Annotated in this window: 7 protein-coding genes; 4 read left to right on the top strand and 3 right to left on the bottom strand. The window is 40.4% G+C overall.

The genetic code is table 11. The annotated features are described in order from the left end of the window. Nucleotides 1-113 precede the first annotated feature (113 nt). Entirely contained in the window at nt 114-323 is a 210-nt protein-coding gene (locus tag GQR54_RS12315; RefSeq protein ID WP_006792548.1) for a cold-shock protein, read from the bottom strand. 782 nt (nt 324-1105) lie between these two features. Beyond that, the gene (locus GQR54_RS12310; protein ID WP_166377943.1) at nt 1106-1855 is read right to left on the bottom strand and encodes a GntR family transcriptional regulator; all 750 of its coding nucleotides are present in this window, start codon (nt 1853-1855) and stop codon (nt 1106-1108) included. 354 nt (nt 1856-2209) lie between these two features. On the opposite strand from GQR54_RS12310, the gene GQR54_RS12305 reads away from it, so the two are divergent. The 4 genes from GQR54_RS12305 to GQR54_RS12290 all read left to right on the top strand — a co-directional run bounded on the left by GQR54_RS12305 (nt 2210) and on the right by GQR54_RS12290 (nt 8689). Beyond that, nucleotides 2210-3799 (top strand): alkaline phosphatase, encoded by a 1590-nt coding sequence (locus GQR54_RS12305; RefSeq protein WP_166377941.1) that lies wholly within the window; start codon nt 2210-2212, stop codon nt 3797-3799. A gap of 11 nt (nt 3800-3810) precedes the next feature. Further along, on the top strand, nt 3811-5601 hold the full coding sequence (locus GQR54_RS12300) for an alkaline phosphatase (protein WP_024592651.1): 1791 nt from the start codon (nt 3811-3813) through the stop codon (nt 5599-5601). Between the two features lie 139 nt (nt 5602-5740). Next, nucleotides 5741-6454, top strand: a complete 714-nt coding sequence (locus GQR54_RS12295) for a hypothetical protein (protein WP_166377939.1) — start codon at nt 5741-5743, stop codon at nt 6452-6454. Between the two features lie 297 nt (nt 6455-6751). After that, nucleotides 6752-8689 carry an AAA family ATPase gene (locus tag GQR54_RS12290; protein WP_166377937.1) on the top strand — a complete coding sequence of 646 codons (1938 nt, stop codon included), beginning with the start codon at nt 6752-6754 and terminating at the stop codon, nt 8687-8689. A 128-nt stretch (nt 8690-8817) separates the two neighbouring features. Here the strand turns inward: GQR54_RS12290 and GQR54_RS12285 are convergent, their stop codons facing one another. Beyond that, complete coding sequence (locus GQR54_RS12285) at nt 8818-10707, bottom strand: monovalent cation:proton antiporter-2 (CPA2) family protein (RefSeq protein ID WP_166377935.1); 1890 nt, start codon at nt 10705-10707, stop codon at nt 8818-8820. Nucleotides 10708-10790 lie beyond the last annotated feature (83 nt).

Genomic DNA, 10790 nt, shown 5'->3' with positions numbered 1-10790 from the left:
AGGATATCGCGTAGGATTATTACTAAAACAACGGGGTACTAACAAATAAAACAAAACTTCTTTCAAACTAGTATTCAAAATGGGTTATTGCTAACCCATTTTAACGAAAGCAATTAGATGCTAACGATGTTTTCAGCTTGTGGACCTTTTTGACCTTGAGTAACAGTAAACTGTACACGTTGGCCTTCAGCTAGAGTTTTGAAACCGTCGCCAGAGATTGCGCTGAAATGTGCGAAAACGTCAGGACCAGATTCTTGCTCGATGAAACCAAAACCTTTTGCTTCGTTGAAAAATTTAACTGTACCAGTTGTAGTATTAGACATAATAGTATCCTAAGAATTAATAAAAGTGCGCCTTAAATTAGGCAATTTAACAGGAAGAAAACATACATTTAACTGAGGATAACGCGAAGGATTATTACTAAAACAACGTGGTACTTACAAATAAATAGGGTTTTCTGTCAACCCGATGCCAAGCAGGATAACAGTAAATTGAGCTATATACCAAGCCCTATTGTAAATTTATTTTAGAGTAAGTGCTTTATTAGTTTGTTTGTTTTTTAACTAACCAGTCATGATTAAGGTGATCTTTTTTGCGTCTGAATTTAAGTTAATTTTAATTTAATCAATGCTTTATGTTTGTATTAGCACGCGGTTCTAGAGTAGGTGAAATGCAAGTTTTAAGTGGTTAAAACATGACCTAATTACCTACTGATTTTTTTGATATATACCTTAAATAACTTGATTCATTAGCTCCAAATTACAAATCCAAGTATTAATAATGCAATCCAAAGTGTTTCAGCCACAATTAAAATAATGGGTTTCATACCTACTTCGGTTAGTTTTTCTGCCGTTTGCACACAATATTCTTGCGCTAATTTTAATAAATAGAAGCCTACTGGAAGAATGGTACTTAATTATTTCAATAGTAATTTATCTCGGAGATGCGTTATGTAATATGTAAGTCATTATGATGAATCATGCTGCGTTTACAGCAAAGCGGCTGATTAGTGGATAGAAAGCCATCAAGGTAAGGCTTGCTATCTTTAAAAAATATTTAAAGGTTGTGCGCTAAGATTGCTAATTAGTAGTTTAAGTACGTTTAACTAGTCGAGCTCAATTTGGTAATGATAGTGATCGCTACGGCATTTACTTAGGCGGTATTCAATACGCTTACCTTCTATTGATTCTGTAACGCGTGATACCAACAGTAGTGGGTCGCCGACTTTAATGGCAAGCATTTTTGCATCATCTATTGTAGCAAGTACGGCTTTAATACTGTCCTGGGTTTTGTGTACAGTCTGGTTAAATTTATTCTGATAGTAATGATAGAGAGTGTGCGGTATATCACTACTTTGATGTATATCAGGAAAGTAGCTTTGCGGTAGGTATATAGTTTCGCTCATGCAAAATTTGTTATCAAGAATACGTCTACGAACAAGCTTGGTAACTTTGTCTTTTTTATTGAGTTGCAAAGCCTTTATAGCTTCAGCAGGCGCTGAACAAAGCTCAACTGATAGCAGCTCCGCTTTTGGTGAGTCGTCACCTTTACCGTCGGCTTGTAACGGAAAAAACCTGAATAAGGCGTCTTGCGAGGTATGCTCTGATACAAACGTACCAACGCCTTGGCGACGAGTGACTATTTTATTGTCGGTTAACAAATTTAATGCTTTACGAACCGTACCTTGGCTCACGTTAAATTCTTCAGAAAGGCGAAATTCGCTTGGTAAAGCTTCGCCGGGCAACCAATGCCTTTTAACAATGAGTTGTTTAATACTATCAGCTACTTGTAAATAAAGTGGTTGAAAATCCAAGCTTGCGCCACTTAATTTGTGATCAAACATAGAGTTACTCATTGCTATTTACCATTAAATTTAATCCACCTGTAGTTATATCATAGGTGAAGCCTTTTACGCATATTTGCGTTACTCGATTAAACATGAGCTTCTGTGATTTCATACAGGAGCGTTACTTTGGAGTATCGTTTAAAGCACGTTTTTAATATTTAAATAATTCCCTCAATAATTCCCCTTAAAGCGCAGCGTTTAACACGTTGCGCTTTTTTTGTGACTTATTTTTGTAATAGTTTAGTCATTTTACTTTCATCAAAATTACCTTTATTAGTCACATCTGTTTTCTATAGTGCAGCGGTTGATCTTTTTTGTGTTTACACATTTCAAAAAATAACCACTAAACAATGGGAATTACGGATGAAAATTAAAAAAGTCGCTGCGGCAATCGCGCTAACATTTGCGTTTAGCGCAGTTAGCCATGCTGATGTACTACCGCAAAGCCAAAAAGACAGCAGCTGGTATAGCGCTGCGCAAACTAAACTAACAACAAAAACAGCACAAGCGCAGGCTACACAAGCCACTAAAGCTAAAAACGTCATTTTATTTGTGGGCGATGGTATGGGTATTTCTACTCTTACCGCCGCGCGTATTTTGCAAGGGCAGCGTAATAACCAATCTGGCGAAGAAGGTTATTTAAGCTTTGAAGAGTTCCCATACTCTGCACAAGTTAAAACGTATAACGTAGATGCCCAAACTCCCGACTCAGCAGGCACGATGACGGCTATTATTTCGGGTGTAAAAACCGATGTGGGCGTTATTGGTGTAGACGAAGATATTGAACGCGGCGTGTGTTCAACAGTGGCGGGTAACGAGCTAATTACCGCAACTGAATTGGCTGAAATTAAAGGGTTATCTACCGGTATTATTTCTACAGCACGTATTACTCATGCAACTCCTGCTGCCACATATGCTAAATCGGCTGACCGTAACTGGGAAGACGTATCAGATATGCCAGAAGATGCCGTAACGGGTGGCTGTGAAGACATTGCATCGCAACTGGTTAACTTTGAAAAAAACCTAGAAGCACGATTTGTAGGGACCGACGTAGACGGTCTTGATTTTGTAATGGGTGGCGGTCGTCGTCACTTTTTACCAAAAGACGAAACAGCTAACTCAACAGATGCAGTAAGCGCTATTGAAGGCGACCGTACTGACGAGCGCAACTTAGTAACTGAGTGGCAAACACAATACCCAGATGCTACGTACGTAATGGATCAAACAGGCTTTGATGCAATAGCAGACGACGCCACTAAAGTATTTGGTTTATTTAACGAATCCCACATGCAGTACGAAGCTGACCGCGCAAACGATGTAGCGGGCGAGCCTTCACTTACCGATATGACCACTAAAGCAATTGAAGTGCTTGGTAAAAACGATAATGGATTTTTCTTAACGGTTGAGTCGGGTCGAATTGACCACGCGCACCATGCGGGTAATGCATACAACGCGCTTAACGACACCATTGAGTTTGCTAAAGCCGTGCAAGCAGCTGTAGATAACACCAACCCAGAAGAAACCCTTATTTTAGTAACCGCCGATCACAGTCATGTATTTACTATTGCTGGCTACCCTAAGCGTGGTAATCCAATTTTAGGTCAAGTAGTTGCAGTAGCCGAAACAACACCAAGCTTAGCCGCCGACGATATGCCGTACACCACGGTCGGTTACGCAAATGGCTTAGGTTTTAGAAATCTAGGCGACGAGACTGATGCTGACGCAAGTTACACAAGTGCTGCTGTAGCAGGGCGTGTTGAGCTAAATGGCGTTGATACAACAACCCCAGGTTTTCACCAAGAAGCAACTGTACCAATGGGGTCAGAAACACACGCAGGTGAAGACATATCTTTACATGCAAAAGGTCCTGGTGCTCAGCTAGCACAGGGCGTAATTGAACAAAACGTTGTATTTCATTTAATTAATCAAGCTCTTGAACTAACTCAGCAATAATGGCGGCTAACATGAACAAATTAACAGTACTTTCTTTGGCAGTAATGGTCGCGCTAGCAGGTTGCTCGAGTGACGATAACAAAAATGAAAACAATATTATCGCAGTAGATAACGCTATTGCAGTGGGCTCTGAGCAGTGTATTAATGGCGGTGTAGAGACGCAAGTAGGCGCAGATACCAATAATAACGACGTGCTAGATAGCGATGAAGTTAACTCAACTAATTTAGTGTGTAATGCACCTGCAACGTCGTTAACAAGCGAGCAGTTAGCCTCACTCACTAGTAATACTTGGTTTAGTGAAGCACAAACAAAATTGGGTGCAGCACAAACAGCCAGTAGCAACATTGTTACAGAATCAGGCAAAGCGAAAAACGTTATTTTATTTGTTGGTGATGGTATGGGTATTTCTACCATAACCGCAGCACGTATTTTAGCGGGTCAGTTAGAAGGTGAAATGGGTGAAGAACACCAGTTAAGCTTTGAAACTATGCCTTTTTCGGGCTTTGTAAAAACATACAACGTAGATGCGCAAACGCCAGATTCGGCAGGAACTATGACTGCAATGGCATCGGGTGTTAAAACCGACGCAGGCGTTATTGGTATTGATGAAGCGGTTGAACGTGGTAATTGTGCATCAGGCAAAGGGCACGAACTTGTTACCTCGTTAGAGCTTGCTGAAATTGCAGGTAAAGCAACAGGGATTATTTCTACAGCGCGTATTACTCACGCAACACCAGCTGCAACGTATGCTAAATCGGCAGAGCGTAACTGGGAAGATATCTCTGATATGCCAGAAAGTGCTGCAACGTGTGAAGATATTGCATCGCAACTAGTTAACTTTGAAGCCAACCTAGAAGCACGCTTTAGTGGTGTTGATGTAGACGGTATTGACGTAGTAATGGGCGGCGGTCGTCGTCACTTTTTACCAAAAGATGCCGCGTTTAATTCAGCTGATGCAGTGAGTGCTGTTGAAGGTGATCGAACAGATAACCGCGACTTAACCGCAGAGTGGAAAACGCAATATCCAAATGGCACGTACGTAATGGATCAAACCGGTTTTGATGCAATAAGTGACGACGCCACTAAAGTGTTTGGCTTATTTAACGAATCCCACATGCAGTACGAAGCTGACCGCGCAAACGATGTAGCAGGCGAGCCTTCGCTTTCACAAATGACCGAAAAAGCAATAAACGTACTTGATAACAACGAGCAAGGTTTTTTCTTAACGGTTGAGTCGGGTCGAATTGACCACGCGCATCATGCGGGTAACGCTTATAACGCGTTAAACGACACTATTGAGCTTGCTAAAGCCGTTAAAGTGGCAATGGAAAACACCAACCCAGAAGAAACATTAATAGTTGTAACTGCCGATCACAGCCATGTATTTACCATTGCCGGTTATCCTAAACGCGGTAACCCAATTTTAGGTAAAGTAGTTGCAGTAGGCGCAACTGAGCCAAGCTTAGCTGCCGACGATATGCCTTATACAACGGTTGGTTACACCAATGGTGGTGGCTTTAGAAACCTAGGTAGCGAGACTGATGCCGATGCAGGTTATGCGTTTGCACCGGTTACAGGGCGTGTTGATTTAACAGATGTTGATACAACAACACCTGGTTTTCATCAAGAAGCACTGGTACCAATGGGCTCTGAAACACATGCCGGTGAAGACGTAGGCGTTTATGCAATGGGACCAGGTGCACACTTGGTAACAGGCACAAACGAGCAAAGCTTTTTATTCCATGTAATGGACTTTGCAGCTGACTTTGTAAAAACCGCAGACGAAAAACTAGCGCAATAAATATCGTCTAGTTATAAATTTAGTTAAATATATCTAAATAAAAAACCCCGCCTACTTTGCGGGGTTTTTGTCATTAAACTGACATTTATAATCGTTATGTTATTGCCATAAACTTGAAATATAAATAAGAGATAGCTAAATGAAAAAAGCGTTATTAATAATTGCCACGCTTGTGAGTACAAGTAGCTTTGCCTCGCAATGTGATATTGATGCTAAGCATTTAAAAGCGGATTATAAAATTACCAACAGCCATAAAGCGCAGCAAAATAGCGAGTCACTTACCCTTTGGCGAAACGATCAGCAAGTAGCGCATCAACGCCAAGTAATTACCGAGCTTTGGCAGCACTTAGCTAATAAGCAAATTCGCCCTATTCGTTACTTTAATGCACAGCAACGCGGTATTGAATATCAGCCATCTGAGGTGCGCGGCGTACAAAATTGGAGTGCTAAAAACCAGCTGGTGGATGCGCACTTAATAGAAAAAATGACGCTTTTAAACACCCAAGGCACAGGCTGCGATGAAGTAAAAAACTATACACTGAGCGAAAATGGCAACGACTTTAACCTTGCCTTTATTACGCAATCAAATTTAGTTAAAACTTTTAGCGTAACTAATAAAAAAGCCCAAACAAACACCGTGCTTAGCCTTAATAATGTAAACAGCAATAAAGCAGAAATAACCGCACAGTTTGCCAAATGGGATCGCTTTCAAACCACCGACTACGCCGACATTGGCGATAACGAAAACGACCCGTTTTTAGCAAAAATGATAAACCTTGGTTTTATAGAGCACAGCGCAACGGGGTTTTATAACCAGCAAGGTAAAGCTATTCAAGGCGGGCACCACCACTAGGTTTTTAAATGTTGTAGCTCATAGCTAAAAGAATGACAGGCAGTTATGAGCTACAAGCAAATATTCAGACGAGAGTTAAAGTCGCAATTACCAAAGTAATATTATTAAGTTATTTTCCTCCTACTTCCAAAATAGCCACCTGCCACATAATATTTATAATTGGCAATAAATTACACTATTTGATATTAATAGAAGTTCACACAATAGGGACATTTTGTGGAAGTAAGGAAATGTCCTCAGATAGAGCTGTTATGTAATCTACTAAATTAAACTTCAGCCTCCTAGGGACAAAATAAAATGTTACTCAAAGAAGTCATTACTATTAATTACAAAAGTGCCCAAAAAACGGCTCTTAAAGTTAAGTCTAATTCTCCAACCATGCTAATTGGAGAGAATGATTGTGGTAAAACCACATCACTGAATTCGATAAGGTTGTTACTAGAGCAGTCTTTTTCTGCATGTATTCCAAACGATAAAACTGAGAAAAACGATCTATCTCATACAGCCTTAACTAAAGACGAAATTAATGCCCACTTTCGCGAACTAGGTCTGCCGGAGCTATTTATACAAGGTGAAGACGACCAACAACAGTTCATCGTATGTCTTGGTAAGTTCCAAGTTGAAGACTTTGACAAAGATTCTGTCGATATATCTAATCACCTAAAGTGGATACTCGAATCAGCGAGGCTAAATGATGATCAGAGTAAATATTTTTATAAAGCAAGGGTAATAAACACCACAACGGGCACCTCTGATATATATTATTCTCATGAACACCCTACTCTGGAGAGTTTAGCTGGTATTTACAGCTCCACCCAAGCCCAAATTAATTCAGCGATGACAACTCATAACCCTGAGAGTGAGAACCTTATTAATGATAACGGTGAAGGGCGCCACACAATTTATGAGAAAATGCGCTCAATACTAAATACAGTTCCTAGTACGTATGAGTTTGTTAAGTTTAGCGATGACGCTAAGCAAAAAAAATGGAAGCAAGACTTACAGTCTGCCTTCCCTGAGTATGCTTATTTAAGTTGGGACGAATCACTCGAAGGTATAACTAAAGCTGCAAATGCCATCTTATCGAACTCTATCGAAGTTGAAGTTACCCGAGCCAAGAAGATTTCAGGCATACTCCGAACTCGAGCGCAAACAAAAATTAATCAAAAGCTTGAAGAGTTAGGTATTCATAATGAAGTCCCAAGCATTGAGAGTATCAGCGCCAGTGTGAACTTCGAATTAAAGAATCAGCTTACAGACCTGTTTGTAGGTAAAGACAGTTCAGAAGAAAGTGTTCATATTGACAATCAAGGCGAAGGTATAAAGCGACAAATTTGGTTCGCATTGCTTAGATTACAAGCGGTACAGGAAACCGCAACTAATAAAAGGTATGTTTGGTGTTTTGATGAACCTGAAACGCATTTACACCCAAGAGCTCAAAGAGAGTTTATCGACACTCTTCGTTTGTTAACTGAACAGCATTTTCAAATATTAGTCAGTACCCACAGTACGATTTTTGTTAATGCCTCAAAACTAGGGGACATAAATACTTTCAAAATTGAAAATAATTATACTCAAATAGGAGCAATATCAGAGATAAGAGACATCTTTGATACATTAGGTGTAATGAATAGTGATTTTCTATTCTTCAATAAGTTCCTTATTGTGGAAGGTAATACTGAACAAGCCTTAATTCCGTTGCTTTATTATAAATATACAGGTTGTACACTCCGCGAAAATAATATTCAGTTGATAAACTTAAAAGGGTGTACAAACGAAGCTATAGCCAATGAATTGTTAGATAGTTTAATTGATGGTTTTGCTAAACGAGATGATCTCTCGGTATATATCTTTGATGCTGATACCAACAAGCAGCAAGATGCACAAACATTTGTAGTAGGTAAGCAAGATCTAGAAGATTCTCTTCCTAGTATTCTATGGCCACTAATTGTGCGAGAGGTTTATGGTGAAGATATTGAAGTAACAGAGGAAGATGTAACAAGTATCATTGATGCTATTCCTATGGCACAACAAGGGCAAACCTTACAAGCCAATCAAAAGTTCGCACCGAAATTGCGGGATCTTATTCGTCAAAGGCTAAACGCAATAGGCTGCGCAGATAGAATTGACGAGTGGCCAAATAAAAGTTTTGATTGGGGTAAAATCATTGGTAATCATCTTGATGCACCTGAAATTCCAGAGCCAATTAAAAGTGCATTTGATGCTCTTGGTTAGACTGTTCATAAATCATTAATGGATGATTCCCAATTCATCGTATTTATTTAATATGAAGCTGATGAAAGATAGTTAATAAGTCCACTAAACTACTGGAAAAGTCTATTAAGTTTGGTAACTACCTAATTTTACTCAATATGAGCATCATCAGGCTTTTTAGGCCTATCAGCTAGCTCTGTTAGGCCGTCTTCGCAATCGCCGCTGTCGCAGGTATTTAAATCGCTTTGTGCTTGTTTATCTTGTTGTAGTACGTGTTTTAAATCTTCCATGCGTTGGCGCACTGCTACGCCGTAACTGGCGTCGTCGCCCCATAATGCAGCAAGTTGTACTACTGCAGCGCGGTCGTGGTCTCTAAACAGTTTACCTGCACGCTCGGCATCTTGTTTAGTGTTACCTAGTAACTCGAGTGCTTCTACGGCAAGGTTAATAGCTGAGTCGACTGTTTCGCGGTTAAACGCATCTACTTTTAAATTAAGTAACTGATACGCATGGCGACGGTCGATTGCGCGGGCAACAATTTTAAGTTGCGGGTAGTTTTTATGGGCGAGCTTAATTATCTCTATGGTTTTATCGGGGTCGTCTATTGCTACTACCAACATTTGTGCGGTGTGCGCGCCTGCGGCTTCAAGGAGTTCTTGGCGTGCGGCATCGCCATAAAATACGGTGTTACCAAAACGGCGCAGTAATTCTATTTGGCTAGGGCTGTGATCAAGTACGGTAATTTCGTAGCCTTGAGCGTGCAGTAAGCGCCCCATAATTTGGCCAAAACGTCCGTAGCCGGCAATAATTACGTGTTTAGCGGTACTTATTTGTTCTGGCTTATCAAACTCAGGCATAGCACTGCTGCTGCGTTTTTGTATTTGCTCATAAACCATAAGTAGTAACGGCGCTATTAGCATTGATACTGCAACAACTAAGGTAACAAGACTGGTTTGCTCGGGCGTTAAAATGCTTAAGGTGGTGGTTACGCTTAAAAGTACAAAGGCAAACTCACCCCCTTGGGCAAGCGCTAAGGCAAATAATAACTGCTGTTTACTGTTAATTTTAAAGGTAACGGCAAGGGCAAATAAAATGCAGGCTTTAACTACAATGAGTAAAACCACTAAGCCTATAACGGTACTAAACTCGTTAAATAGCAGTTCAAAGTTAATTGATGCGCCAACAGTTATAAAAAACAATCCTAAAAGTAAGCCTTTAAAGGGTTCTATATCGGCTTCTAATTCGTGTCTAAATTCGCTCTCGGCAAGTACAACGCCGGCTAAAAAAGTCCCCAGCGCAGGCGATAAACCAATACTTTGCATAACCAGTGCAATAGCGACTACTAAAAAGAGTGCAAAAATAGTAAATATTTCACGCATGTGGGTTTGGGCAATGTATCTAAATAACGGCGCCGATACATATTTACCGCCGGCAATAATAGCGGCAATAACCGCAACCGAAACACATACTTGTTGCCATACAGGCCAGCCTGCAATAATCGAATCGCTGATTTCTTTTGTGCTAGTTTGCGGGGCAAATGCAAGCAGTGGCAATAGGGCTAAAATAGGGATAATTGCGATGTCTTGAAACAGCAATACCGAAAATGCGTTTTGTCCGGCTTCTTGTTTTAGCCAGCCTTTTTCTTCAAGGCTTTGCAGCACAATAGCAGTAGAGGAGAGCGCGAGCATTAAACCAATGGCGAGTGCGGTTTGCCAATGCATGGCAAAAAACCAATAACAAAATGCAAATATAGCCGCTGCCGATAACACAACCTGTAAGCCGCCAAGTCCTAAAATAGAGTGGCGTAATGTCCATAAACGCGAAGGTTGTAGCTCAAGGCCCACTAAAAACAGCATCATTACTACGCCAAATTCAGCGAAGTGCATTACATCGGTTTGATCGCCCACAACACCCAGCGCATAAGGGCCAATGAGAATGCCGGCAATTAAATAACCTAACACAGAGCCAAGTCCGACTCGTTTTGCAATAGGGACAGCTACTATGGCTGCTGCTAAGTAAATTAAAGCTATTTCTAACACGCGTTTATCCTAAGTCATTCTATTTATGCTCAAGGTATTTGAGCATAAATAGAATGACTTAGGTTCTTATAAAATACAATAAT

The organism is Pseudoalteromonas sp. Z9A4, assembly GCF_011378845.1.
Lineage (GTDB): Bacteria > Pseudomonadota > Gammaproteobacteria > Enterobacterales > Alteromonadaceae > Pseudoalteromonas > Pseudoalteromonas arctica.
This window is presented reverse-complemented; position numbering and strand designations above follow the sequence as displayed.

Bases quoted from the DNA above. Each gene is read 5' to 3' on its own strand.
- GQR54_RS12315 (WP_006792548.1), bottom strand. From the start codon at position 323: ATGTCTAATACTACAACTGGTACAGTTAAATTTTTCAACGAAGCAAAA.
- GQR54_RS12310 (WP_166377943.1), bottom strand. From the start codon at position 1,855: ATGAGTAACTCTATGTTTGATCACAAATTAAGTGGCGCAAGCTTGGAT.
- GQR54_RS12305 (WP_166377941.1), top strand. From the start codon at position 2,210: ATGAAAATTAAAAAAGTCGCTGCGGCAATCGCGCTAACATTTGCGTTT.
- GQR54_RS12300 (WP_024592651.1), top strand. From the start codon at position 3,811: ATGAACAAATTAACAGTACTTTCTTTGGCAGTAATGGTCGCGCTAGCA.
- GQR54_RS12295 (WP_166377939.1), top strand. From the start codon at position 5,741: ATGAAAAAAGCGTTATTAATAATTGCCACGCTTGTGAGTACAAGTAGC.
- GQR54_RS12290 (WP_166377937.1), top strand. From the start codon at position 6,752: ATGTTACTCAAAGAAGTCATTACTATTAATTACAAAAGTGCCCAAAAA.